Origin of the sequence: Paenibacillus sp. FSL H8-0104, assembly GCF_038050215.1 — a bacterium.
GTDB classification, from domain to species: Bacteria; Bacillota; Bacilli; order Paenibacillales; family Paenibacillaceae; genus Paenibacillus; species Paenibacillus amylolyticus.
Genome location: NZ_JBBOTC010000001.1, coordinates 405040 through 430438 on the forward strand (window position 1 = coordinate 405040; position 25399 = coordinate 430438).

Genomic DNA, 25399 nt, shown 5'->3' on the forward strand with positions numbered 1-25399 from the left:
TTTTATCCAAACACCTTCGGCTGAAGATGTAGAGCGATTTGCTCCGTCTGCCGGATCATGTCCGGTGAGAAGGTGCAAGGCAATCTGCTGCCAACGAGCAGCACGGCGCCAGGCACACTTCCTTCCTGGAACACAGGTACCGCTATGGCACATACCAGCCGCTCAGCAAGCATTAACGGGCAACGACCGGGTGTATGCTCCCCGGTGGATTGTGCATCAGATCGGGCTGTGCGTCCAGTCCGAAGGGCTGTGCCCACCAGATCTTGTCCGGCGCGCATTTCCATGCGTTTCACCCGTTCATTACTAGCCCCAGAGGTATACTTCCAGCGTAGCATCGTCCCGTTCAGACAGGCAAGTCCACAGAAGTCGCTGGATGTGTTCAGGCGCAGGCCGTCGATCATCTCCTGAATGCCAGATGGCAGTTCATCATGCATGAGAGGACACTTCCTTTTTCAAAATTATAACGTACGTGACGTGTAATTATTATCATTAACCTTTGAACAGGATCATCTTAAAGTAAGGGTATTACAATGTTAATTCTATTGTAGACCCTTTCTCGTACGTTGTAATTCAGGGAAAACCCCTATTTCCGTTCTATAATCTACTGAACTTGGGCAGTGGAGGGCTCCTGAGTCAGGTGCACCAAGGGATTGAAGAAATGCGAAGGATGAGGCATATCGGTGAAATGTGACTTTTCTCACAGCAAATTCAGGGAGTTTCTCGTTAATGATCAGGTAATCCCCCGATAACCCTCGCGCTACTTTCGCGGTATGATGGATACATAAGGAATCACCGAGGGGGACGAAGGTTATGGGTACAGTATTTGTAGAAAGAACAACCCAAAGAGCAGAGCAGAAACAAACGGAGGCGGGCAAAATGACACGAGAAACAGGCGGAATCCTTTCGTTCGTTACATCTGAGCAATGGGGCCTGATTGAAGCAAAAATGCAGCCCAAACGGGTGAAGTCGGGGTATAGTCTCTTTCTCGAAGGCGATGAAGCCGGATATCTGTACTACATTCGTTCGGGACGAGTGAAAATGACCAAGTCGACGGAGGATGGCAAGGAAATTATTTTATCCATTCAGCAAAGCGGCGATCTCATCGGTGAATTCGGCGGCATCGGCGGATTGAATCATAGCTACAGTGCAGAGATGGCGGAAAAAGGGGAACTGGCCATTATCTCGCTTAGCGATCTGGAAAGTATACTCAGCAAACATGGCGACCTTGCCTTGAAATTCTTGCAATGGATGGCACTGTCGCAGCGGATCACCCAGTCGAGATTCCGTGATTTGCTGCTCTATGGCAAGGCGGGTGCGCTCGCTTCGACACTGATCCGTGCCAGCAATTCGTATGGCAGGGTTACACCGGATGGTATTGTGCTGGACATGAAGCTGAACCATACCGATCTTGCCGAGATGATTGGAGCGACCCGGGAGAGCGTAACGCGGATGCTGGGGGCATGGAAGGAACAAGGTACGCTGGATATGATGGACGGCAAACTGATGATTCGTGACCTGGCAGCCCTGCGCTGTATGTGCGGATGTCCGACATTCCCAAGCTGCCCGGTAGAGCTCTGCCGACTGTAAAATAACTTGTTCCGGTGTTCCGAGTTGAGGGAAGAACAACGGTTGCATCCCTGAGGAACAAATTTGATTTGGATTCCAAATGAGGCTTCAAGGCTTCACCTCCATTGGCGATTGGGGTCGTTACGGAGTAAAAGAAAAGCTGGCGTCCCATATATGGGAGTCAGCTTTTTGTGTTTCTTTGTAATTGTTCACCTGCATATTCCTTTGCAAGAATCGAATAGATCACAGAGTCATGAAAGGAACCTTTGTAGAACCAGTGCTCCCGCAGCAGACCTTCACGCTGCATGCCGATCTTCTTCATGACATTCTCCGAAGCAGTGTTATGCGGACGACATTTGGCGTAAATCCGGTGATTGCCCAGTTCGTTGAAACCGAAGCCTAGTAGAGCACTGGCTGCTTCGGCGGCATAACCTTTCCCTTGGTAAGCGGGGTTAAGGACATAACCGATCTCTGCATTGGTTTTCTCCATCACGTGAATACCGACTCCGCCAAGGAGAGTTCCATCACTTTTCAAACATATTGCAAGTTCAAAGCCCTCTCTTGGATGTGCCTGCTGTGTGTCCAATACAAACTGCACGTATGCTCGTGTATCTTCTTCGGTATTCGGCCCCCACGCTGTATGCTGTGTAACTTCCGGCATGGAAGTATAGGCATGAATCCTCTCCCAATCGGTCTCAAGAATATCCCTAATGATGAGTCGTTCGGTCTCCAGTTGCAACGTTGTTCACTCCTTCACTTTTGAATAACTTTACTGTACATTGTACAACAAAAATAGCCCATAACAGATTCAACGAATGAATCGGTCATGAGCCATAATGTAGATCTATGATGTATGTGGCATGCTATTGTGGTTGTTTACATTGAACTGCGGGATAAGTATAAGCCAGCTTACGGATAATTTCCTTTTGCCATCTCGTATCACCCAGGTTGGTTGCCAGGTTCAGAAGATCCAAATAATCGTCAAGCTGCAGATCAGCCTTTTGCAGAGTTGTATTCATTCGATGTTCGTTCCCCTTTATCTATAAAATCGTAAAATCATATGCAGTAGAAAGTTACAAAGAGACAAGTTCAAGAATGATAATCATTATCATGTTTATATATTCATTATGCAATGAACGTTGGTAAAATGCAATCCCAAGTCCGCATCGAATTTAACTTTTTTCTGAAAATAGGCTCATCCACAGCACATAGGGAATGTATACTCCGAGATATGCAGACGGATACAGGAACCAGCCATTCAACAGGAAATGATGAATCTCGGTGGTGAATGTGGTCATATGAGCATTCGTCGCATACACATCACCAGCAATGACGGTTGCCGCACTATAGAAACAGAGTAGCGCAAGAATATGAAACAATCGTCTAACCATCCGGGAACGAAGAGCAACATAAGCCATAATCAGCGGGACAATCAACAAGAGCAACAAAAATACCAACTTCATCATCGTTTTACTCCTTCGGTAAATGGAATTCTAATGATAATCAGTATGGGCCAATAGACTCAACTTCTAAACTTTTTCATAAACTTTACAAAAAGAAAGAGGAATTCAGCATATGAACAATTAAATTAAAGGAGGATAACCCATTATCAGGTAATTTGGAGGAGGAGAAAGGGAATATGAAGAAGGCGTTATGGCAGCACTGGATCGGGGCATTCCTGGTCTTTATCATGATGGCAACCGCACTGCTGGGGCCGGGTTCGCAAAGTCCGGTACAAGCTGCAGCACCACTTACGATATCTCAGGCCATCGCTGCCCAGAGCGGTGGAGGCACAGCAACGGTTGAAGGAATCATTGTTGGACATGCTACCGGGTCGCTTACCGCGAAGTTTACATCTCCCTATGCCAATGATTTTAATGTTCTGATTGCGGATTCAGCGTCAGAGCGAACCAACGCCAGATTATTGGATGTACAAGTTCCCTCATCTTTCCGTTCGCAATATGGATTGGCGTCCAACCCCAGTCTTGTAGGCAAAAAGATCATCGTAACCGGAACCTTAGGTGCCTACAACAGCTATGCAGGAGTCAAAAACCCAACGTCCATCACACTTTCCTCCGGAACAACCAATCCTGATCCAGAACCAAACCCTGGCACAACACTGCCGGACGGTACCGGCAAGAAAGTATTGTTTGATAATACCCACGCCCAGACAGCAGGTGCTGCCGACTGGATTATTGACGGGGCATTTTCGGATTTTGCCAATGGTTTGCGAAACGCAGGCTTTGCCGTGGATCAGCTGGAACGCAGCATCCCGTATACATTCGGTGAGCAAGCTATCACCTATAATAAATTGAAAGATTACGACGTCTTTGTCATCGGCGAAGCCAACGTGCCGTTCAAAGCGACTGAGCAGGCTGCGCTGGTGCAGTACGTGCAGAACGGAGGAAGTATCTTCTTCATCTCCGACCACTATAATGCAGACCGCAACAAAAACCGCTGGGATTCTTCCGAAGTATTTAACGGCTATCGCCGCGGTGCCTTCCTGAATCCGGCCAAAGGCATGTCCTCGGCTGAAGCCGAATCACCAGCGATGCAGAGCGTGACGAGTTCAGACTGGCTCGCGACGAACTTTGGTGTCCGTTTCCGCTACAATGCCCTTGGAGATGTGAACGCATCGGATATCGTTGCACCTGCACAATCCTTTGGCATTACGACTGGTGTTAATTCTGTAGCCATGCATGCGGGATCGACCATTGCGATTATAGATCCTAACAAGGCCAAAGGCTTGGTGTATGTACCAAGTGGTGTGTCCAAGTGGGGCAATGCCGTGGATCAGGGCGTATACAATGGTGGTGGACGAGCTGAAGGAGCCTATGCTGCCATTGCAAAGGTTGGTGCAGGCAAAGCCGCATTTATCGGTGACTCTTCACCTGTAGAAGACGCGACTCCGAAATATTTGCGTGAAGAGACAGGTGCTACCAAGAAGACCTATGATGGATTCAAAGAAGTGGATGATGCAACGTTCCTTGTGAATACTGTGAAATGGCTCGCGGTCAAAGAGAGCTACACGAGTCTGGCACAAGTGCCAGGACTGACATTGGATACGGCCACAAGCCTGCTTCCTATCGAAGCTCCGGCCGCATCAACCGAGCCACAACTTGAGCCATGGGCTGCACCTGCGGCAGGGTACAAATGGTATGATCCGACTACGTTTAAGGCAGGTTCATACGGAAAAGCACAATAAGTAAAGTAGACAAACACCAAATCATTATGCAAATAGAGTCTGACCGTGGAGTTTTGCGGAGAGGCTCTTTTTTTGCTTGTTATATCAGTTACAATGAAGCTCGTGATTAGCTCCTACAGCCCCGCCATTGCATAAATATGTGCTCCAGAGGGGAAGGTATGGGTACTAATGATGCGGCGTGAAGCCCAACCCAACCAAGGAGGCGGCGAATGATGACCCAGCAAGCAGACTGTGACAGTTCCTCGATGAGGCAGAAGCTTAAGGCAGACCTCCATCGTGTAGCAGAGCGTATGAATCTGACGTTATCCCGATTTGACAATGACAGTGCCTGTCTGCTGGGGCAATTTGCAGAGATTCGAGCGGAGATCAAGCAGATCGAGGTGCTCGCCTCTTCGTTTTATCTGGATTGTTATCTGTCACCCTTTACCGAGAAGTTTGCCGAATTAACATCGAGCGTACAGCATCTATCTGACCGGAGATATGGGGCGTTGATTGTGATTGAACGGGAGATTCCGTTGGAGTCGATCATTCACTCAGGCGTGACTGTGGATGCGAGAGTGACGCATGCGTTGTTGGAATCGCTATTCATTCCTGGTGCGCCATTACATGACGGGGCTGTGTTGATTCGTGGCAATCAGATTGTATCCGCTGGTAATGTGCTGCCGTTGTCGCAAGCGGAAGTGCATGAACGAAAAATAGGCACTCGTCATCGGGCAGCACTGGGACTCAGTGAATTGACGGATGCGGTTGTATTAGTTGTCTCCGAGGAGACAGGACAGGCTTCATTTGCTGTAGATGGCGATTTGCATCCAATCAATGTGGTTGAGACGCTCCCTTAAATGTGAACGATTAATTGGCCTACTCGGGGCGAATAGGTTGATGTAGTTGAGAGAATTGTACCTTTCTCCTGTAAGGGAGAGAGGTTTTTCCATGGATAGACGATAAAATTATAATCTGAAATTCGACAGCTTTGCTCCCGCCATATGAGAAACATCGATCGATGCTTCTCTGACATTGCGATGTGATTTTGCACAAACTGGGTATTCATGGGTACAATAGAGGATGGTCAATGAATAGAGAACAATGCGATTGGATCGCAAAAATGGTTGGAGGAGACGGTTAGCACATGAGTTGGTTTGAAGCAATGGAGCATCACGATTATGAGGAACTGGTTCTGTGCCAGGATCGAAATTCAGGGTTAAAAGCTATTATCGCCATACACGACACAACACTCGGCCCTGCGCTGGGAGGTACGCGGATGTGGACTTACGCTTCAGAAGAAGCAGCCATTGAAGATGCCCTGCGCCTTGCCCGTGGTATGACATATAAGAATGCGGTATCTGGCCTGAATCTGGGCGGTGGCAAAACCGTTATCATCGGAGATCCGCGGCGCGACAAAAACGAAGCGATGTTTCGGGCGTTTGGACGATATATTCAAGGGTTGAACGGACGTTATATCACTGCCGAAGATGTGGGAACAACGGAAGAGGACATGAACCTGATCTATCAGGAAACCGATTATGTGACAGGCATCTCGGCGAGTTATGGTTCATCCGGTAACCCATCGCCTGCAACGGCTTGGGGTGTATATCGGGGGATCAAGGCAGCAGCCAAAGAAGCATTTGGTACCGATCTGCTGGAGGGTAAAACGATAGCGGTCCAAGGTGTCGGCAATGTGGCGATGCATCTGTGCAAATATCTGTATGAGGAAGGTGCACATCTGATCGTTACGGATATCCATAAGGACTCGGTGAAACAGGCTGTGGACCGCTTCGGCGCAACAGCAGTTGATCCCGCAGACATCACGAGTGTGGAGTGTGATATCTATGCACCATGTGCACTGGGCGGCACGATTAATGACGATACGCTCAGAACGCTCAAGGCAAAGGTTGTAGCGGGCTGTGCCAATAATCAGCTGCTGGAGACCCGTCATGGGGATCAGCTGTATGATATGGGCATCGTATATGCGCCTGACTATGTTATCAATGCAGGTGGCGTAATTAACATTGCGGATGAGTTAAACGGTTATAACGCGGATCGGGCGTGGAGCAAGATCGGAGAGATCTATTCCACTCTGGAGAAAATATTCGAAAGCTCACGTACCGAGGGCATCGCAACCTATGTTGCCGCAAATCGTCTGGCTGAGCGACGGATTGAACAGATGAAGAATACGCGCAGTACATTCTTGCAGAATGGTCATCACTCATTGAGTTCCCGGAGATTGCGCAAGTAAACTTAATAGATTCATAAAAAAACTTAAAACGGTCTGTTAGATAACGACAACATCCATTTCCAAGATGGATAGTCGATCTGACAGGCCATTTTTTATGTTGCTATCAGAATTTCAAAAAAGAAAAACAGTGGCAATATCTCCCTAATTGATCAATTTTATTATGGATTTTTCCGATAATGTATGTACATCGTTCAGATGCAGATGGTTCAGGGAAGTGGGGAGAAGGAAATGGGGAAAAGAAAAGGTGTAGGACATAAGATCAAAAATATGTCGCTTAAAATCAAGCTGCCTTTCATGATCAGTGTATTGGTTGTTTTGGTTCTGCTTGGTGCAACGACCACAAGTTATATGATTTCATCTGATGTTGTGGTCAAGAAAAGCAAGGATGAAATGAATGTGATGGCTGACCGCCTTGGGGAAGGGCTTTGGACAGCTATGCAGCTTCAACAACAATTGAGTCATGCGATATCCGTACATAGTACTTTTAAAGAACTCTTAAAGTTGCGTGATACAACTGACATGACGGATGAAGAATTTTTATCGGATGAGAACCCGTATTTCAATAAGGCCAATACGATCTTGACCGACAGTATATCGGAAACGGAAGGAAGTAAGCCAGATCTGTTCGTTTTTGATAAGGAAGGAATCATGGTGGCAGGAACCATGCCAGAAGTCATTGGTCAGTCACGGGGAGATCGGGAATATTTTAAGGAATCTATACAGGGGAAATCCTTCATCAGTGACGCGGTCGTCTCTAAGACTGGCAAGAAGCTCATTATTGTATTCTCGGAGCCTATCACCGATGAAGAGGGGAATAACCTGGGTGTGCTTGCTATGTCGGTGGACAGCAGCTTCTTCCTGGGGCAACTCGGAGACATTAAAATCAATGGTCAAGGCAGAGTTGAAGTACTGAGTCGGAGCGGCATCATTATGTATGATTCACTGGACCCTTCCGTTGTGGGACAAACGCTGGAAGAAGATAAGGACGCGATGGGAATTATCGAGGCTAGAGCCACCGACAAAGTGAAAATCACTTCGATGGATCGAGAAGATACCTACTATCGTATTAATCAGATTCCGGGTGCAGATCTCTCTGTGCTCATTATTGACGATTATGACGATATCAAGCGTCCGATAGAGGATATGCAGCGCCAGATGGTTATCGTGATATTGATCGGGATTGCTCTGGCTATTGGTGTGGGATTGCTGATTTCTCGCAGTATTACAAGACCTATCATACGTCTGAGCGGTTTGTTCCAACAGCTTGCTCAAGGCAATCTGACCGTTAAGGCCAATGGCAAGTATAACAGCGAATTCAAGGATCTGGCGGAGAGCTTCAATGGTATGGTGGAGCAGAACAGGAACCTTATTACCGATATGAACAGTTCGATTCATGTCCTTCAGGCCAGCACTCAGGAGTTGGAGGAGACATCCAGACAGACGGCAAGATCCATTGATGAGACATCGGCAACGTCCATGGGGATTGCCAAAGCCATGGAGGCTCAATCGGAAGATACCGAGCAGATTGCAGGCAAATTCAACAGCTTTGGCGATAAAGTGGCTGCCATGAACAACAGTGCACAGGATGTGAAGGCAAGAGCAGATGAGATCGAAACGGTATTCCACAATGGGAATGAAGTCGTGAATGAACTGATGCGTATCAACGAGGTGAACGAACGGGAAGTGGAGAAAATCTCGGAGATTACCGTCAAACTTCAAACCAGTTCGGGCAGTATTAGTCAGATCACGGAAGCCATCAGCCAGATTGCGAAGCAGACCAATCTGCTTGCATTGAATGCTTCAATTGAAGCATCAAGGGCAGGTGAGCATGGCAGAGGATTTGCGGTTGTGGCCGAAGAGATCCGCAACTTGGCAGAGCAGAGCTCCCGCCAATCCAAGGAAATCTCCAGCATTATCGAGCAGAATCTGGCCGATGTCGCCGAGAACAACCAAAGTGTTGCCGAAATTCACACCATCTCGTCCAGACAGGATGAGCTTGTCTTGCAGACTCGCCAGGCATTTGATGTGATTTTGGAGAAGGTAACGGTCATTAATCAACAGATCGCTACGATGGCAGGACAGATGCAGGAGATGTTACAGAACAAGGATGACGTACTGGAGTCTGCCCATAGTTTGTCGGCTTCAGGAGAGCAGGTATCCGCTTCAGTTGAAGAGGTAACAGCAACCATGATGGAGCAATCTTCAACAGTACAGCAGTTGGCCAACATGGTTGATACGATCGATCAATTGACGCAAAAGCTGGCCGAATCGGCTGCGCGATTCAAGGTGGAGTAAGGGTCTCAGCTTCATTAAAACAAAATAACACGAACAAGGGATGTCCCCTGTCATATTCATGACTTATAGGACATCCCTTTTTTTTTATGCTCTCGATCAATGTGCTCTAGTCCATTTAGTGATCAATGAGATGCAACAGTTGAGGGAGAGGTGTGCGAGGCTTGGGCATAGGCTGATCTTCAGCGTTAAAATACCCCATGTGTAGTGTACCTACTATTTTTTCCTCTGATGTCACACCAATGGCTTCACAGAATAGCGGATTTTCGTTGAAAGGGCTTGTCTTCCATACGACGCCAATGTGTTGTTCCCAGGCCAGCAACTGTATGTTCTGGATCAGTGCCGAGGTTGCAGCAAAAGCCTCTTCCCACGCCTTGGAGGGCAGGTTGGCTGTCATAACCACAACCAGATGCACAGGTGTCTGTGCACAATAGGCCGCTCTGATTTGTTGTCCATACTTTGCTATAAATTCAGGATTGCGTGTACTCAATACAGCGCTTGCGAATGTTTCTCTGCCCTCATTCATAAACAGAATGAAGCGCCAAGGTTCCTTTTTGGAGTGAAAAGGAGCCCATATCGCGTCCTCCAGAATCTCATGAATCGTTTCCAAGGGAATGGGTAGGCCATTAAATTCCTGAATCGTACGTCGTTCGATCACGGTCTGCCTAAGACTTGTTTTGGGTTTCATCATGTCCCTCTATAACTCGAAGGAAGCAGCGATCTCATCAATAATTTTGCTAAGACCGATGGGACCGTATCCTGCAAACCACAGGTTGGCATCACCGATATATACATGATCGTTCTTAACTGCATTCAGATTTGCCCAGATGGATGTATTCATGATGTTATTAAGCACTACCTTGTTTTCTTCCCCTGGACGCAGAATGATAAACAGTCGATCCGGGTTCAGCTCAGGTAGAATTTCCTCGGAAATTGCCACATTCCATGATCCCTCGAAATCTACACTGTCTACTGAAGCAGGGGTTAATCCCAGAGCACCAAACAGAGTGAAGTTATCATCAGGTTTAATCAACTGGAGCTGTTTATCCTGCACACGCATGTAGGCCACCGTTTCGTCTTTGGCTTTTACGGCAAGCTCATCATGGGTTTGGGTCACTTTGGCATCATAGGCATCTTTGACCGCTTGCGCTTCTTTTTCTTTGCCAATAACGGTTGCCGTTTCCATGAATCGCTCCCAGTCTCCTTTTTCTTCATTATCAAAAAGGATCGTTGGAGCAATCTTGGAGAGTTGCTCATAGTTTGCTTCATTTAACGTTTTGGAGGCCAGAATGAGATCCGGCTCAGCCTGGAGCAATGCTTCAAAATTGGGAGACTCGCCGGAACCTACGGCAGTGGTATCTTTCATCTGATCTGCCAGATATTCAGGGAATCCGAGATCGTTATACGTTACCATGGCTGTTGGTTCAATGCCGAGAGCGAGTAACTGGTCAGCAAAGACGTAGAGCATACCCGCAATTTTTTGGGGTTCAGCAGGAATTTCGATATCCCCTTTAATCGTAGAAATGGTGCGTGTATTCTCACTTCCCTGTTCAGCGGTTGATGGCTCTGCCCCACTGGATTCGGGTGAAGGGGAATTCCCACTGTTCTGGGAAGTCCCACAGCCCGCAAGCATGCTGCATAGAACAAGAACGGTTATAAGGAATCGTCCTGATTTGAAAAAGGTAGAGAAGCGTTGGTTATTAGGTAAAGACACGTTGTACACACCCTTTAATTGATTTTGATTATCATTATCAAAATAATTATAGGTCCATTCCAAATCGTAATCCATGGATATTCCTGTTTAATGCATGGACGTTTGGCTCAGGAACAATTGACTAATCCGATTCAGAAACAGATCATGGGCCAAGGAAGTATAACAGGAGTAGGGGGAGGAATCGCCCAATTCATAGACTTGATTCATACGAACCGCCTCCCATTGCTGCCAAATTGAATTTTGCATAAGCGATGCTACAGTGTGCGCACGCTCGTCTGCTTGGCCACTTGTAAACAGAATGAAGTGTTCAATATCCGATTGAACCAGCTGTTCCAGTGACATTATACGGGAATGGGATACGTGGTGTAGGGCTTGGGGTACGGATAACTGCAAATCATCATAGAGTACCGTCCCCAGATTACGGTTGCCGTAGACCCGGAACTGTCCATCTTCGTATTGCGCCACAGCCACAGGTCGGTCATCGATGGCATGCTGTATACTGGAGATTTTTTGTTTGACCGATAGATCATAACGTTCCAGCCATTCTTCACCAGCTGTTATTTTGCCCACGGATTGTGCAATGGAGTACAACTGTTTACGCCAATCTCCTGCAAAAGATATGGTGCAAGTGGAGGCAATATGCCGAAATAATTCGGCTTTTTTGGGCTCTTCATAGTCGGTTCCTTCATACCCAATGATCAGTTCCGGGTGTGCGTTCATTAATAGTTCCAGATCAGGCTGATCTCTGCCCACTTGAATCACATTTTTGAATTCATATGATGTCCTATGGACCGGATTAATCAGTGCCGCATAAGGTTCAATACCAAGGGCAAGCAGATGTCCCGTATAGGGATGGGCAAGTGAAGCGATACGTGTTACGGAGCGATGCTTTTTAATATAAACCATGGGAGACAATCCGGTGGTTGCTTTGAATTTTCGGCTAAAATAGAATTCATCTTCATACCCGACCTGACGGGCTGTTTGTTTGATCGTGTTGTCCGAGGCCAGTAGCAGATCACCGGCTTCCCGGATGCGTAAGGCGTTCAAGTATTCAATGGGGCCTTGTCCAATCATTTTTTTGAACAATCTGGAATAACGGTTGACACTCAGTCCAGCCATTTCAGCCAGTTTTTCGCGTGTGAAGTTATCCTGATAATGTGTATTGATATATTTTTGGCTCTGCCTTACCGCTTCCATGGCGGTACCTTCCTGGGATTTTTGCTTCTTTTGCTTCAATAGGACAAGACAAAGTTCCTGAAAGAGGATCTGACGTGCCATTCCAGCCCATGGATCTTCCTTCTGCCCACCTTCATGGATTTGAATGGCGAGAACGGGAGCTGAGGGAACAACAGCGGCAATGAATTCAAGATGTGGATCAATAACTTGTTGCATGTTGCCATCTAGTTCTTCGTTGTAGACATTGTAGGTTAAGGTGACACATTCAAAATCATGCTGTACCTCGGTGGTTGCGATACAGGTGTGAGAAGGCGGGACGGAAAGGACTTGAGGAGCGCATAGGGAGATGACTTTGTCTTCGACTTTGACGGTTAAGATCCCTTTGATCACAATAAGCAGCGTATGATGTGGACGGGATGGAAGGGACACTTGTTCAGCATTGTTGTCGACACGCCGGGCATCAATGAGCCTATATAAAAGATTCATGAGTTTCATCTGATCTTCTCCTGACTGCTGTGAATGTACATACTATACTGTTGCTTATAAAAGTTCTCTATATCAAAATGTAATGCACTTCTGATTCAGCAGCTTGATGAATTGATCCAGCGCACTACTGACATACCGATCCTCACCGCGGACAAAGGTTGTCGTGGTATGGGTAAAACGATCTGCCAGATCAAATACGGAGAAATCATCCGGTTTCTTGTGAATAACGTTGCACGGCATAATGGTAAATGCGATTCCTGACTCCACACAGCTAAGCAGGTTTTCCATCGTACTCACTTCGATGATATTACGTGCGGACAACCCTTCTTCCTGCAGAAATTCTTCGGTCATTTCACGATACGGACAGCCCTCGGGGAAAACAACCCATGATACTTGGCACAGACTTTCAGGTGGTGTATCCATCTTCTTGGAGATGATATGAACCGTGTCCTGCATCTCATATTCCACCTTCAGACCTTCTTTCACACAAGCCCCGCTGATAAAAGCACCATCAATCTCATCGTCCTGTATTTTCTTGCGTAGTACTTTGGGTGAAGTGGCGTTGACGAGTGAGATGGACACCTTCGGGTAGGTTATCTGATATTCATTCAGGATCTCCATAAAACGGCTGGATGCCGCCGTTTCTACAATGCCGATTTTCAGCGTGCCAGAAGGCTCACCGGGATCGGTCATATCCTGCTTTAGATCATGCAAAAGGTTGTGAATCTGTGTGGCGTACTGGACGAACTGTTCTCCTTTGGAGGTCAGTACAACACCTTTGGGAAATCGGTTGAACAACTGGATTTGATATTCCTGCTCCAGTTTTTTGATACGTGTAGTGACATTGGATTGTGCGTAATTCAGTTCTTTGGCGGCCTGTGAGATTTTGCCTGAACGTGCCACCGCGAGAACAATATCGATATCGGAAAGTTCCATGCTGTCCCCTCCTGAACGTGGATTAACTTCAATTAATTCGGCAAATGGTGATGTTAGGTATCTCTCTGAGAGATACAACTATATATTTAAATCATTTTACGATATATCGGAGCCGCCGTACAATATCCTTAATGACAAAGAGAGTAGGGATATGACATGGATAACATGAATACACGTTCAACATTATTAAGCCCGGTAACGATTCATCAGTGGCAATTAAGGAACCGAATTGTGATGGCACCGTTGACCCGGGGATTTGCTGATGATCGGGAGGGGACCGTGACGGATGAGATGGTGGCGTATTATGAGCAGCGTGCGCGAGATGGTGTGGGGCTGATCATTACCGAGGGCATTAACCCCAATCTGGCAGGCAAAGGCACTTACGGCATCCCCGGTTTATATACAGAGGAACAGACGACTTCTTGGAAAAGGGTAACGGATGCTGTCCACAAACATGGCGGCACCATTATTGCTCAACTGTGGCATGTCGGCAGGTTGTCCCACTCCGATCTGATCGGAACCGCTCCACTGGCACCTTCCAGCCTTGCGGCAGAGGGAAGAGTTCATAAGCTGCATAAACCGTATCAGGTTCCTCAAGCGATGAGTGCACAGGATATAGCGGATACAATTCAGCATTTTCAGACGGCCGCCCGCAATGCAGTTCTGGCAGGGTTCGACGGGATCGAGCTGCATGCTGCGCATGGGTATCTGATCGACCAGTTTATCAATGAGAAGACCAACCAAAGAACAGATGAATATGGAGGAGACACAGCAGGCAGATTGCGGTTCTTGCGGGATATTATTGTGGCTGTGAAAAAAGAGATCAGTGTAGATCGCATATCGGTACGATTTTCCGAGAAAAAGGATGATGATGCATCCTATGCATGGGCAGATAAAGCTGGAATGATCGATGCATATCTTAATTTGTTCCGTGAGACGGGAATTACGATCTTGCATCCTTCAACAGATCAATATACAAAAGCGTGGGAAGAGGAGCAGTCTTTTCACGAGCGGATTCGTAGTCGGTGGGATGGAATCATCATAGGTGTGGGGAATTTGGATGTTCAGACCGCAGAGCACGCGATTGGTAAGGGAAGCATAGATCTGGCTGCGTTCGGCAGACCGTTTATCGCCAATCCAGATCTGGTACAGAGACTGCATGCGGGTCAGCAATTGGTCGAGTATAATGCGAATGCACATTTGCCTGTTTTGGTGTGAAAATAAAGTGGAAAAAAGGGCAGAACAGGCTGCCCTGAGGTTCAGATATTCTTTGAGTGATCCAGCGGTTTCATTTCGTTTCTTCTTGTTGAGCTTTTTTCGATATGCCAGAGAATAATCATAGACAACGCATAGAACAGACTGACAGCCAGAATAATGATCCATACACTTTCCATGTCCATGCTTTTGATGAAAATGCCCGTCAAATATGGGCTAAGTGTATAACCCAGGCAACCTACGAATAACAGCAAGCCATTAAACCGGCCCTGATGTGTATCGGGTACACGCGAAGCAATATACAGATTGATATTGGTCTGCACGAGAATCTCTCCAATGGTCCACAGCACCGTGGATAAGGCGACGATGGAAAAATGGGGGAAGGTTCCGAGCAGGTTCAAGGCTCCAAATCCGATTCCATAAAAGAGTGCGCCTGTGGCTATGGAGTTTAGGGCAGTTAATTTGCGTGTAGCGGACAGGATCACGGTGGTAAGAATAATGACGCTAATGGCATTGATGGTCATGACAGAGCCGTAATATGCTGCTCCGTTCTCGCCAAATGAGTGATTCATCTGGAGTGGGAGGCTAAATGAGTATTGCATATAGATAAAATAGTTAAGAAATGACACAACGATGAAGAAGGCAACAAGTGGATTTTTCAGCAGTAGTCTGAATAACGGCGAAGGTGGTTGGCTCGATCGTTGTTGTTCTTGTTGTCCAGCATGTTCGCTGTTTGTTGATGCCAATTCCTTGCGTGTGCCGATCTTAACTTGGTTGATGATGATAAAGGTAGATATCAGAAACACGGTACCGATACTTATAAAGACAATGTTGACGTGGTCCTTGATAAAAAAACCGGCGATCAGTGGTCCGATGGCTATACCCAGATTGGCCCCCAGATACATGAGGGAAAAGGCGGACTTTCGCTCTTTCTCCTCCGTACACAGTTGAATAATCAGTGCATTATAAGCAGGCCGGGTAATACTGATGAAAAACATGACTGCAATCAGTAGATAACCAACGGTAATGGTGCCTGACCAAAAAGAGCAGCTTATAATCAGGATGGCAGACAACAGTTGCCCGATGACAATAATTGTTTTTTTGCCCATAAGATCGCTTAAATAGCCGCCGAGCAGTACACCGGGTCCGCTAATCAGGGCTGCCATGGACACAAAGATCCCTGCACTGACCACATTCATACCCATCTGCAACGTAAGCACCAAGGTAATCAGGGAGAATACAAAATCTCCCGTGCTGTTAATCGTTCTGGCTAAACAGAGATAATAGATATCGCGGCTCAGACCCGCGTACGTTTTGAATAAAGACAATAATTCCAGCCCTCCCCAAGATAACCGTCACTCCAGACCAAAAACAGTGAGGATCATCCGTACATCTTATACGGTTTCAGCAACCGTTACTTCAATCTTGAAACGATCGTACATATCCAGCAGGGTTTGACGCAATTCCTCGAACGAATCACCCTCCACGATAGCATAGCCTGATCGGGTCATGGTATCGTTGACGTTCCCGGCGCGCTGCCCCACTTGATAGGATACATTAAACTCAATGATGCCAGGGATATCCGCATAATCCTCTATCCCGGATATGTGTTGAATTACCCCTGCGCGTGAAGGGAAGCAGATCATGCCTGTGAATTTATGGCTCGTCTCCTGTTGATTGAATTCATATATTCCAACTTCCAGATCAGTGACGGCTTCGAAGAAATCAACGCCATGGGTGTTCTTGATACAAGGAGGCATAACATGTGATCCCCCGATTCTTGCACCAATTTCTCCAAACACCACTTCTCCTTCCGGAGTCAGAAAAAGTTCGGCATGTGTTACGGATTGATTGATACCCAAGGCAGCAATGACCTGTTCATTGAGTTCTTTGATGTGATGGATAAAATCAGCTTCCGTGCCTTCAGGGAACGTAATACTGGCTGGAGGTTTCTGCTTCGTCGCAATATCCAGGCAGTTATACAGGTATTGGGAAACAGATGCAAATACAACTTTGCCCTTGGACACAATGGAATCACAATGAAACTCCGTACCGTGGATGAATTCCTCCAGCAAATCCCTTTGCTGTGCTTGTCTTGTATGGTGTAGATAATGTACCAGTTCATCCATGCTGGATAATTTGAACGTATTGATACTTCCATATCCGCTGAGTGGCTTCACAATAATCGGAAACCCGTGTACAGCAGTGAAACGAATATAGTCCTGTTCATGTAGAGCAATTGCAATTTCGGATGTCCGAATTCCGCGTTGATGCAGCATTTGTTTCATGATCCATTTGTTGCGAACAGCCTCAGCCTGATTGCGCTGCATACCGGGGATCCCGAACTCGGAACGGAGCTGACCACCGATCTCAATCGCATTCTCACCCGGCGTTAACAGAGCAGAGATGGAATGGGATTCTCGGATCTGCATCATATGCTCCCGGATGGCATCTACGGACTCCAGATGATCGACATATCTAATTTCGTCAAAGAAGTCCCTGAGGACCTCATCATGATGCAAATTATGCCGTTCAATAATCAGAATTTTCTTGTGATCCGTCAATTTTTGCAAAGGTTTAACGAAGTTTAATCCAGTTGGAAGCCTAAAATCAGATATGTATACAATGGTTTTCATACGTTCTCGTATATCCCCTTTCAACAAAATACTAAAAATAGTAAAAATTCATTTCATAACATTATAGCTCAATATTTTCCATTTTGAATACACCTTTTGGTTAAAAATATGAACCAAAATACATATTTATGTTGCGTTAAAGTGTTAATTGACAATAGGAAATTTTTGGTATACGATCTTTAGCGGATTAGAAATAAAAAGGAGGAAATAGAAATAAATGGAGATCGTTAAAGAGAAATATGCCATACTGGGAACGCTGGGAGACGATGAAGGATTCCTGACTTGTAGCATGCATATCGCGAAAAAGCTAGGCAACTCGGAACGTATCAAGCCATACCCTGAATTTGAAGCGGCTGCGGAAGACTTGAGATCAGGGATCATATCCTGCTTGCTTGTCCCCGGGGCGTATCCCAAGCTCAACAGCTTCATCATGGATTCTGAACTAGCTGTGTCTGAGAGCTTTGTGGAGAAAATTCCTGCGCTGGTTCTATCCGGCTTCCATGCGGTATGTCCCGATCAGATCGATATTATCTATCATCATCCAGCAACCACATACTTGTTATCTGAACTTGATACAACCTATAGAGAGAACAGCACCGTATCGTCCAACCCTGAAGCTTGCAGGAAGGTCATGCACAACACGGAGAAGTCCATTGCGCTCACGAATCAGCTATGCGCTGATCATTACGGGCTTGTGACCTACAAAGTATTGCGCGAGGGAATCAATATGCCATGGGTATGTTTTACACAAAATACACAGAGGGTGAATACAGTCATATGAAAAGAATTGCTATTATACTGGATAAAAATCTGGAACCTGGCGCCGCCGCTAATGTGGCTGCCCTGTTAATGGGACAAGCAGCCCTGAATGAGCCGGGGTTATATGCTGATCAACCTGTGCTGGATCATAGCGGCGTTCAGCATGCGGGCATCCGATATAGCACTGTCATTCTGAAGGCCGGGGAGAATCAACTGATCAATCTGGCCAAACTCTGCTCAGATGACAGCGGGGGACTGAGCCATGTTGTTTTTTCACAGACAGGTCAGTCGCTCAACAATGCCTTTGAACAATATGCAGTTGAGATTGCTTCGATGGAATTGGAAGCTACCAAAGTGGTAGGTGTCATTGTATGGGGCGAGGATGATCAAGTTAGGGCAGCGACCAAAAAATTCAGTGTCATGAAATAAGGGAAAAGGGCAGAAGCGGATCTTTAGAGATCACTCTGCCCTTCTTTATATATGAAAGAATTGTTATAGAGGTTGTTCAAAAGTCCGATTTTGATTAGGAAGGATGCCTGAAGGCATCGCACTTATAGATGTTTGCTGACAACGGCAGCTTTCTTTTCCGTAAAGTAATACACCAAAGCGAGCAGCGGCATAATCAGGCCAATCAGCGTTGTGAGACTCCAACCTCCGTTAGCATAAGACCAGCTTCCAAGAGATGAACCAATCGCACCGCCGACAAAAAAGATCGACATGAATATGCCATTCACACGTCCTCTCGCTTCACTTCCTAAGGAGTAGATAATGCGTTGACCCAGCACCAGATTTCCCGAGACAGCCATATCCAGTGTGATCGCGACGATCACAAGCAGTATCAGTGCTAACGTGGAGTGACTCTGGAACGCATAAGCAAGACCAAACGAAGCAGCAGCGATCACCATGGCAGCACCTGTCAGAATACGTGTTAGTCCGCGATCAGCCAGTCTCCCGGCAATGGGAGCGGCAATAGCACCACCGACACCAGCCAGTGCGAACCAGGCAATCCCTTGCTGTGACATATCAAAATCGTTAGCGAGCCTGAGCGGAACCGTAGTCCAGAACAAGCTGAAAGCACCAAACAGACTGGCCTGATAGAACGCCCGGCGGCGCAGCAGCGGCATCGTTCTGAACAGTGTGCCCAAGGACACGATTAATTGCCCGTATTTCAAGGTCGGTTCAGGCTGGCGAGCAGGAAGAGCACGTGATAGGAGCAGCATTAGAAGTGTTATGACAATGGCGGAGAATACAAAGACCGTCTGCCATCCGAAGAGGCTGGTGATAAAGCTTGCGACAGGACGAGCCAGCATGATGCCCAGCAACAGACCACTCATTACATTGCCAACAACCCGTCCGCGCTGTTCCTCGGAAGTAAGATATGTCGCATAGGGCACCAGAATTTGAGCGACAACAGAACCTATACCAATGAACAGAGAGGCAGTCAGAAATACAACAGCAGTGGGCGAGAAAGCCGCAGCAATCAGGGCAACAACCAGTACGATGAGGAAAAGAACGACCAAGCGTCGATTCTCGGTAATGTCACTGAGCGGCACGATAAACAGCAAACCAATGACATAACCAATCTGAGTCAACGTTACGATCAATCCGGCAGCGGCAGAAGACAGACCCGTTGTCATGCTGATCGGACCGATAACGGTCTGTGCATAATACAGATTTGCCACGATCAATCCACAAGCGGATGCCAGCAAAAAAATAATCCAGGTGGGCACAGGTGCCTTCTTCACTTGTTGTCTCATATCCATCATAATCATCCTCCACAGTTCTAAATTGATATTCCCAATAAACAGGTGATATTTAAAAACGTTAATTACTAAACGGTGTGTTCACTAATTACAAATATATAATAAACTAAACGTATAGTATTGTAAATGGGCTCTACATATTTTAATGAGAAAGTTAATGAGGATGAAAAGGTGAGCGTAGGATGGAATTGTGTGTACTCATGGCAGTTTAGTATAATGAACGTATCGTTTTTATGAAAAATACTGATGATTAAATATATTTTATACATCCAGGAGGGTTCAAGATGACTGCCAAAAGAGGACGTCCGCGTAACATGGAAACCCAGAATGCCATTCTTACAGCATCGTATGAGTTGTTGTTGGAGCACGGATTCGGGGCAGTTACAATCGAGAAGATTGCTGAACGTGCACAGGTGAGCAAAGCCACTATCTACAAATGGTGGCCGAATAAAGGCGCTGTCATCATGGACGGATATATGTCTGCTGCAACGGCAAGATTGCCAGTGCCGGATACAGGCTCGGTATTGGAGGATATACGCATACATGCGAGTAATCTGGTTCGTTTTTTGACCAGTCGGGAAGGAAAAGTGATTACACAGATTATTGGGGAAGGGCAGTCGGATGCAGGGCTCGCCGAAGAATACCGTACAAGGTACATCCAACCACGTCGGCGTGAAGCTCGGGGAATTCTGGAGAAGGGTGTGGAGCGCGGCGAATTAATGAGTGGGACGGACATTGGATTATATATTGATCTGATCTATGGGCCGGTGTTCTATCGTATGTTAGTGACGGGGGAAGCGATGGATGATGCGTTTGTAGATGTGATGCTTCGTTCATTGTTGGAAGGCATTCAGTCCAAGTAGATATAGGGATAGTCGCGATACAAGTGGGAGTAAGAGGGAAGAGGGCGATTCGTAGGAATCACCCTGGAAGGAGCACATGTATATTGTACGTGGGAGATTGTTAGACCTGGAATATAGGTGAGATGGCTGTGGGCCACGAATCTGTAGCATTAGAGGAAAGGAAGGATGAGTGCTGGGTTAACACCGGGGGTTCATTCCATACCGAACTGGGCAGTTCGCGGCGTAATACAGGGGCAACTTCCTTGGCAAAACGCTCCACTTGCTCCAACTGCTCGCTATGGGTCAGTCCATCTACGCTGATACTCAGCACCTGATGTCCGTAAGCGGCATGGTAGTCCAGAATTTTCTCAATGACCTGCTCCGGACTGCCGATTAACGCAGGGCCTCGTGCAATGTTATCCTCCAGATCGGTGAAGGGCGATTGGTTATGTTGTGCGGCGGCGGTGGCATGGAACGCTTCATAATATGGCTTATAGCGGCGAATGGCTTCTTCGCCCGTATCCGCAAGATAGAGACTGCCGGCACCAGAGCCAATCACTGCTTGCTGCGGATCATGACCATAATAATCGAGTCGTTCCCGATAATGATCAATTAACGCTTTGTATTTGGCTTGCGGATGAAAAGAATTCGACGTAAAGAGCGGCTCGCCATATTTAGCAGCGAGTTCGGTCGAGACCGTGCTCGACGCGCTGCCATGCCAGATGGGGATGGATTGCTGAAGCGGCCTGGGCCACGTGGTCACTCCATCAAGCGGAGGGCGATACGTTCCCTGCCAGGTTACATTCTCTTCAGACCAAAGCCTTTTTAGCAGATGGTAGCGTTCATCGAGTGAGTCCCATTGTTCCTCTTCGCTTATGCCAAACAGCGGATAGTGCCGAGGGTCATTGCCTTTCCCGATGATCATCTCCAGCCGTCCGCCCGATAATTGATCCAACGTGGCATAATCCTCGGCAACCCGGACTGGATCAAGTATACTAAGAACAGTGACGGTAGTTAGTAACCGAATGCGTGTGGTTGCTGCGGCTATTGCCGTTAATACGACAGGTGGCGAGGAAGATAGAAACGGCGCACCGTGTCGTTCACCGATTCCATAGGCATCGAAACCCAGTCGTTCAGCCAGCTTTGCTTGCTCTAATATATTATGGAATTTCTGCTGAGTTGTCAGAGCTTCCCCGGTTACGGCATTAGGCAGATTCATCATGAGACTAAACAAGGCAAATTTCATCTGACCTTCTCCTCGAACTGAATTGATAGTATCTGTGTCGTATAATCCTATTGAAATAGTAGGATATGTAAGTTGAATTAAATGTATCACGTTCTCACGGATTCTTCTAATGGATTTTTTCTATAAGCGGGAACAGCGAGACCTCCTTGCATAAATGTGAAGGAAATTGCCACGATTTTTATTGACCGCTGTAAAATTTAGGATTAAAATTGTGCTTATCATATAAATTCAAAATTATGGATTTTCATTGTGGAGGTGGGATACATGGAACCTACAACTACGATACGCTCATATATTGAGGACTACATCAGGAAACAGGGGTACACCCTGCAGTATTTTGCCGATATATCGGGAGTTAACGCTGGAACGCTTAGCGCAATTATTAAGGGGACTCGGCCCATCGCTATGGCGCAACTGGATCTGATTACCCAAGGCATGAAGCTGGAAGAGGGGTATTTCTACGAGATTTATGGGGCTGAATGTTTCGTGGAATCGGCACCTCATTGGAGGAGACTGGAACCTTTCCTGCAACGCTGTGCTGAATTGGACAAGCTGGAATGTATTCATAAAGTTATCCAGGAAGTGACGGATGATCGCTCGTATATCTCCGAGTTGTTCGAGATGGCGGAAGGCATGCTTGAACGTGGACAGACGAAGGCTGCACGGATGTTGTACGAATGTGTGTCGGAGTGTGAGAAATACCAACATTCGGAACGTCTGGCTCTGTGCCAGTATCGCATCTTCACCCTCTCGCTTGGTCAGAATCAACATGATAACCTGCGGGCCGCTGTGCACTTTGAGCCATATATTAATCGGCTGGATGAGGAGAGGCAGCTGGATGCGATTAGGGAGCTGGCTAATACATATAGTGGGTTGTGTTATTGGGATAAGGTATTTCAATTAGCCGGTGAACTGGAACAACGAGTAGAATTTTTAGAACAATACAAAAAAAAGAAAAGGGGTTTGGATCAACAGAGGACTTCCAAACATCCTTTATTCACCTATAAATCTTATGCTTATTTATTGATGTCTAATGTGTGGGGTGAGCGTAGGGATTACCAAAAGGCCTTGGATCAGACCGCTCAATATACGAATTTTGAAATTGAAAAACCTACTTCAGAGGATCTTATATTTATTAAGCGGTTTCAAGGTTGGGCTGAAGTTAATACCTATCTCTATAAATTGATGATGGGTGATTACGACGCACTAAATACTTATTTAGATTTTATTGAAGATAACGATAATGAAACCTTACTTGGGTTAGTTAAGATTATGGAAGCTGCCAATTTATACAATCTGAATGTAGACCACGCTCTTAGAAGATTCAATCTATATATTAATATGTTATTTGAGGATCATTATGACGAAAGTAGCTATATTACTCAAATTAAGGATGATAGGTACACTAAATTTTGGGCGGAATTAGCTTTTTATCAGTTGTCTAAGGAACGATATGAAGAAGGATTTAGAAGTCTATTAACTTGTTTAACATCTGCTCATAAAATCAAAGATGATTCTACAATAATATATTGTGTGGGTTTATTTGAAGAGTACAGAGCGCAAGCGACCGAATCAGTAATGTTAAAGTACAAAAGTATTATCAAGGAGGTCTATGGTCGATATGCTAAAAAAAGCAATGTTAGTAGTAATGCTTTGTAGTTCATGTCTGTTGTTCTCTGGGATTAATAGCGGTGTGGAATCTATATTAAATTCTTTTTTTAGTCACGGTACGGGTGGATATTAAAAAGATTTTATATGAATAAACGAACTTCGACATATATTGTTATTATCCAATGTTCTATTTCCTTATCTGGAAATAGAACATTTTTTTGTATTTAATGTTTGACGATTGTTAAATAGAGGATTAAAATTACATTTATTGAATTATGAAGATACATATATACAAATATGGGGGTAAAAGAAGTGATCCTTACACCTACGATAAGCTCACATATAGAAGATTACATAGAACAACAGGGTTATAAGCTTCAGCAGTTCGCTAATGTTTGCAGTGTTAATGTTGGCACGATAAGTGCCATTATTAATGGAACCAGACCTATTGCAATGAATCAATTGGATCAGATTACTGCTGGTATGGGGCTCGAAAAGGGATATTTTTATGAAATGTATGCTGTAGAGTTTCTAGTGAAAACAGCACCAGATTGGAGGCGTTTGGAACCCTTCCTTTATCGTTGTGCGGAACTAAATAAACTTGATTGTATAAAGAAAGTAGTTATAGAAGTGACTGAAGATCGTACATATACTTCTAAATTGTTTAAAGTAGCTGAAAATATGTATAACAAAGACATGAAGTCAGCGGCTTTCGTTTTATACGGATATGTTGCAGATGGTGAGAAATATCAGCACTCTGAACGCTTGGCTTTATGTCAGTATCGTATGTTTTTGCTCAGCTGCTGCAGTGATCAGAAAGCCTCTGAGCGTGCTGCTGCTCGATTTGAACCCTTTGTTGATCGATTGGAGGAAGAGTATAAGCTTGATGCACTCAAAGATTTAGGGGAGTTATATTCGGCTTTGCATGATTTTGATAGGTTGTACCCGTTAACTCTGAAATTGGAGAAATTATCTAAAGTAATGAAAAGCTATAAAAATCAAGGTGAAATTGATGGTAAAAGAATTTGCAAATATCCTATATATGTATATACAGGATATTCATTGCTTATGAGAGCTTCATGTTATTCTAGAATTGGAAAATATAAAGAAGCTTTGCAGTGTACACGTAATTATTATCAATTGGCGGTGCCTTATCCAACAGAGGAAGATATCTTATTTATAGATAAATTCAAAAAATGGAGTGAATTAAATACGTATTTATTCAAGTTAAAGATGGGGCAAAACAAAGGTCTGCAGAATTACATAGAGTATGTTGAAGGTGATGAGGAAGAACTTGTAATTGCCTTATTTAATATATTTCAGGCTGCAAACCGATTCAAATTTGATATTAATTTTGTGCTTAGGAAATATAAGGATCGATTCGAATCTCTTAATATAGATTCGAATCGTAATTATTCTAAACTAAGTTGGGGTACTATTCTGGTTGGTTTTTTCTATGAACTGGCCGTATATCATTTAAGTAGGAGCAATTATAATTCGGGTATGATTTCATTAATAAGAAGTATAGAAATCTCGAAATTTATCAATAATGACTCGGTTTTAATTAAATGTGTGAGTTTGTTTGGTGAGTACAGAACGTTTGCTTCTGCAGAAATAAGAAAAAAATACAAACACATATTACAATAAAATCCTTATGTGTATTTTTGGGTAACAACAACAAATTGTGTTTTGCTTGCTATATAGAGAATCAATTCAAAA

At 45.5% G+C, this 25399-nt stretch carries 23 protein-coding genes; 11 read left to right on the forward strand and 12 right to left on the reverse strand.

The annotated features are described in order from the left end of the window. Positions 1-2: 2 nt before the first annotated feature. Complete coding sequence (locus tag NST38_RS01945; RefSeq protein ID WP_051447438.1) at positions 3-434, reverse strand: GAF domain-containing protein; 432 nt, start codon at positions 432-434, stop codon at positions 3-5. Positions 435-810: 376 nt separating this feature from the next. Here NST38_RS01945 and NST38_RS01950 point away from each other — a divergent pair, with 376 nt between their 5' ends. Next, on the forward strand, positions 811-1587 hold the full coding sequence (locus NST38_RS01950; RefSeq protein ID WP_235193905.1) for a Crp/Fnr family transcriptional regulator: 777 nt from the start codon (positions 811-813) through the stop codon (positions 1585-1587). 160 nt (positions 1588-1747) lie between these two features. Here NST38_RS01950 and NST38_RS01955 read toward each other — a convergent pair whose 3' ends face one another. The 3 genes from NST38_RS01955 to NST38_RS01965 all read right to left on the reverse strand — a co-directional run bounded on the left by NST38_RS01955 (position 1748) and on the right by NST38_RS01965 (position 3032). Further along, entirely contained in the window at positions 1748-2305 is a 558-nt protein-coding gene (locus NST38_RS01955; protein ID WP_076253927.1) for a GNAT family N-acetyltransferase, read from the reverse strand. 124 nt (positions 2306-2429) lie between these two features. Beyond that, positions 2430-2585, reverse strand: a complete 156-nt coding sequence (locus NST38_RS01960; protein ID WP_017691064.1) for a hypothetical protein — start codon at positions 2583-2585, stop codon at positions 2430-2432. Positions 2586-2738: 153 nt separating this feature from the next. Further along, positions 2739-3032: a hypothetical protein gene (locus NST38_RS01965; RefSeq protein WP_076253926.1), complete on the reverse strand. Its 294-nt coding sequence runs from the start codon at positions 3030-3032 to the stop codon at positions 2739-2741. A 173-nt stretch (positions 3033-3205) separates the two neighbouring features. Here NST38_RS01965 and NST38_RS01970 point away from each other — a divergent pair, with 173 nt between their 5' ends. The 4 genes from NST38_RS01970 to NST38_RS01985 all read left to right on the forward strand — a co-directional run bounded on the left by NST38_RS01970 (position 3206) and on the right by NST38_RS01985 (position 9299). Further along, positions 3206-4771, forward strand: coding sequence for a DUF6359 domain-containing protein (locus NST38_RS01970; RefSeq protein ID WP_076253925.1), 1566 nt, complete (start codon positions 3206-3208; stop codon positions 4769-4771). A 209-nt stretch (positions 4772-4980) separates the two neighbouring features. Continuing rightward, positions 4981-5610, forward strand: a complete 630-nt coding sequence (gene cdaS, locus NST38_RS01975) for a sporulation-specific diadenylate cyclase CdaS (RefSeq protein WP_047840418.1) — start codon at positions 4981-4983, stop codon at positions 5608-5610. A 287-nt stretch (positions 5611-5897) separates the two neighbouring features. Next, complete coding sequence (locus NST38_RS01980) at positions 5898-7004, forward strand: Glu/Leu/Phe/Val family dehydrogenase (RefSeq protein ID WP_076253924.1); 1107 nt, start codon at positions 5898-5900, stop codon at positions 7002-7004. A gap of 228 nt (positions 7005-7232) precedes the next feature. Further along, on the forward strand, positions 7233-9299 hold the full coding sequence (locus tag NST38_RS01985) for a methyl-accepting chemotaxis protein (RefSeq protein WP_083685064.1): 2067 nt from the start codon (positions 7233-7235) through the stop codon (positions 9297-9299). A gap of 115 nt (positions 9300-9414) precedes the next feature. Here the strand turns inward: NST38_RS01985 and NST38_RS01990 are convergent, their stop codons facing one another. From NST38_RS01990 to NST38_RS02005, 4 genes are all read right to left on the reverse strand, one after another. Beyond that, positions 9415-9987 carry a nitroreductase family protein gene (locus NST38_RS01990; RefSeq protein WP_076253923.1) on the reverse strand — a complete coding sequence of 191 codons (573 nt, stop codon included), beginning with the start codon at positions 9985-9987 and terminating at the stop codon, positions 9415-9417. Positions 9988-9993: 6 nt separating this feature from the next. Continuing rightward, the gene (locus NST38_RS01995) at positions 9994-11085 is read right to left on the reverse strand and encodes an ABC transporter substrate-binding protein (protein ID WP_083685056.1); all 1092 of its coding nucleotides are present in this window, start codon (positions 11083-11085) and stop codon (positions 9994-9996) included. 12 nt (positions 11086-11097) lie between these two features. Beyond that, positions 11098-12681 carry an AraC family transcriptional regulator gene (locus tag NST38_RS02000; protein ID WP_076253922.1) on the reverse strand — a complete coding sequence of 528 codons (1584 nt, stop codon included), beginning with the start codon at positions 12679-12681 and terminating at the stop codon, positions 11098-11100. A 63-nt stretch (positions 12682-12744) separates the two neighbouring features. Then, positions 12745-13608, reverse strand: coding sequence for a LysR family transcriptional regulator (locus NST38_RS02005; RefSeq protein ID WP_076253921.1), 864 nt, complete (start codon positions 13606-13608; stop codon positions 12745-12747). A gap of 165 nt (positions 13609-13773) precedes the next feature. Between NST38_RS02005 and NST38_RS02010 the strand changes: the two genes are divergently transcribed. Continuing rightward, positions 13774-14826: an oxidoreductase gene (locus NST38_RS02010; protein ID WP_257468224.1), complete on the forward strand. Its 1053-nt coding sequence runs from the start codon at positions 13774-13776 to the stop codon at positions 14824-14826. A gap of 41 nt (positions 14827-14867) precedes the next feature. Here the strand turns inward: NST38_RS02010 and NST38_RS02015 are convergent, their stop codons facing one another. Both NST38_RS02015 and NST38_RS02020 read right to left on the reverse strand, forming a co-directional pair. Beyond that, on the reverse strand, positions 14868-16151 hold the full coding sequence (locus NST38_RS02015) for an MFS transporter (protein ID WP_076253919.1): 1284 nt from the start codon (positions 16149-16151) through the stop codon (positions 14868-14870). A gap of 66 nt (positions 16152-16217) precedes the next feature. Continuing rightward, positions 16218-17459, reverse strand: coding sequence for an ATP-grasp domain-containing protein (locus NST38_RS02020; RefSeq protein WP_076253918.1), 1242 nt, complete (start codon positions 17457-17459; stop codon positions 16218-16220). A 217-nt stretch (positions 17460-17676) separates the two neighbouring features. On the opposite strand from NST38_RS02020, the gene NST38_RS02025 reads away from it, so the two are divergent. Both NST38_RS02025 and NST38_RS02030 read left to right on the forward strand, forming a co-directional pair. After that, complete coding sequence (locus NST38_RS02025) at positions 17677-18240, forward strand: hypothetical protein (protein ID WP_036673091.1); 564 nt, start codon at positions 17677-17679, stop codon at positions 18238-18240. After that, positions 18237-18647, forward strand: coding sequence for a DUF2000 family protein (locus tag NST38_RS02030; protein WP_076253917.1), 411 nt, complete (start codon positions 18237-18239; stop codon positions 18645-18647). Before NST38_RS02025 ends, NST38_RS02030 begins: the two co-directional genes overlap by 4 nt. Before the next feature lie 122 nt (positions 18648-18769). Here NST38_RS02030 and NST38_RS02035 read toward each other — a convergent pair whose 3' ends face one another. After that, the gene (locus tag NST38_RS02035; RefSeq protein WP_036616595.1) at positions 18770-19984 is read right to left on the reverse strand and encodes an MFS transporter; all 1215 of its coding nucleotides are present in this window, start codon (positions 19982-19984) and stop codon (positions 18770-18772) included. A gap of 281 nt (positions 19985-20265) precedes the next feature. Between NST38_RS02035 and NST38_RS02040 the strand changes: the two genes are divergently transcribed. After that, a complete protein-coding gene (locus NST38_RS02040) occupies positions 20266-20844 on the forward strand; it encodes a TetR/AcrR family transcriptional regulator (protein ID WP_076253916.1) in 579 nt (192 codons plus the stop codon). A gap of 100 nt (positions 20845-20944) precedes the next feature. Here the strand turns inward: NST38_RS02040 and NST38_RS02045 are convergent, their stop codons facing one another. After that, complete coding sequence (locus tag NST38_RS02045; RefSeq protein ID WP_076253915.1) at positions 20945-22069, reverse strand: LLM class flavin-dependent oxidoreductase; 1125 nt, start codon at positions 22067-22069, stop codon at positions 20945-20947. A gap of 264 nt (positions 22070-22333) precedes the next feature. Between NST38_RS02045 and NST38_RS02050 the strand changes: the two genes are divergently transcribed. Beyond that, the gene (locus NST38_RS02050; protein ID WP_076253914.1) at positions 22334-23728 is read left to right on the forward strand and encodes a helix-turn-helix domain-containing protein; all 1395 of its coding nucleotides are present in this window, start codon (positions 22334-22336) and stop codon (positions 23726-23728) included. 249 nt (positions 23729-23977) lie between these two features. After that, complete coding sequence (locus tag NST38_RS02055; RefSeq protein WP_180361876.1) at positions 23978-25327, forward strand: transcriptional regulator; 1350 nt, start codon at positions 23978-23980, stop codon at positions 25325-25327. Positions 25328-25399: the final 72 nt, after the last annotated feature.

What these genes read in the sequence shown, in the direction of transcription:
- NST38_RS01945 (WP_051447438.1), bottom strand. Translation starts at nt 434, where the DNA reads ATGCATGATGAACTGCCATCTGGCATTCAGGAGATGATCGACGGCCTG.
- NST38_RS01950 (WP_235193905.1), top strand. Translation starts at nt 811, where the DNA reads ATGGGTACAGTATTTGTAGAAAGAACAACCCAAAGAGCAGAGCAGAAA.
- NST38_RS01960 (WP_017691064.1), bottom strand. Translation starts at nt 2,585, where the DNA reads ATGAATACAACTCTGCAAAAGGCTGATCTGCAGCTTGACGATTATTTG.
- NST38_RS01965 (WP_076253926.1), bottom strand. Translation starts at nt 3,032, where the DNA reads ATGATGAAGTTGGTATTTTTGTTGCTCTTGTTGATTGTCCCGCTGATT.
- NST38_RS01970 (WP_076253925.1), top strand. Translation starts at nt 3,206, where the DNA reads ATGAAGAAGGCGTTATGGCAGCACTGGATCGGGGCATTCCTGGTCTTT.
- cdaS (WP_047840418.1), top strand. Translation starts at nt 4,981, where the DNA reads ATGATGACCCAGCAAGCAGACTGTGACAGTTCCTCGATGAGGCAGAAG.
- NST38_RS01980 (WP_076253924.1), top strand. Translation starts at nt 5,898, where the DNA reads ATGAGTTGGTTTGAAGCAATGGAGCATCACGATTATGAGGAACTGGTT.
- NST38_RS01985 (WP_083685064.1), top strand. Translation starts at nt 7,233, where the DNA reads ATGGGGAAAAGAAAAGGTGTAGGACATAAGATCAAAAATATGTCGCTT.
- NST38_RS01990 (WP_076253923.1), bottom strand. Translation starts at nt 9,987, where the DNA reads ATGATGAAACCCAAAACAAGTCTTAGGCAGACCGTGATCGAACGACGT.
- NST38_RS01995 (WP_083685056.1), bottom strand. Translation starts at nt 11,085, where the DNA reads ATGGATTACGATTTGGAATGGACCTATAATTATTTTGATAATGATAAT.
- NST38_RS02000 (WP_076253922.1), bottom strand. Translation starts at nt 12,681, where the DNA reads ATGAAACTCATGAATCTTTTATATAGGCTCATTGATGCCCGGCGTGTC.
- NST38_RS02005 (WP_076253921.1), bottom strand. Translation starts at nt 13,608, where the DNA reads ATGGAACTTTCCGATATCGATATTGTTCTCGCGGTGGCACGTTCAGGC.
- NST38_RS02010 (WP_257468224.1), top strand. Translation starts at nt 13,774, where the DNA reads ATGAATACACGTTCAACATTATTAAGCCCGGTAACGATTCATCAGTGG.
- NST38_RS02020 (WP_076253918.1), bottom strand. Translation starts at nt 17,459, where the DNA reads ATGAAAACCATTGTATACATATCTGATTTTAGGCTTCCAACTGGATTA.
- NST38_RS02025 (WP_036673091.1), top strand. Translation starts at nt 17,677, where the DNA reads ATGGAGATCGTTAAAGAGAAATATGCCATACTGGGAACGCTGGGAGAC.
- NST38_RS02030 (WP_076253917.1), top strand. Translation starts at nt 18,237, where the DNA reads ATGAAAAGAATTGCTATTATACTGGATAAAAATCTGGAACCTGGCGCC.
- NST38_RS02035 (WP_036616595.1), bottom strand. Translation starts at nt 19,984, where the DNA reads ATGATGGATATGAGACAACAAGTGAAGAAGGCACCTGTGCCCACCTGG.
- NST38_RS02040 (WP_076253916.1), top strand. Translation starts at nt 20,266, where the DNA reads ATGACTGCCAAAAGAGGACGTCCGCGTAACATGGAAACCCAGAATGCC.
- NST38_RS02045 (WP_076253915.1), bottom strand. Translation starts at nt 22,069, where the DNA reads ATGAAATTTGCCTTGTTTAGTCTCATGATGAATCTGCCTAATGCCGTA.
- NST38_RS02050 (WP_076253914.1), top strand. Translation starts at nt 22,334, where the DNA reads ATGGAACCTACAACTACGATACGCTCATATATTGAGGACTACATCAGG.
- NST38_RS02055 (WP_180361876.1), top strand. Translation starts at nt 23,978, where the DNA reads ATGGGGGTAAAAGAAGTGATCCTTACACCTACGATAAGCTCACATATA.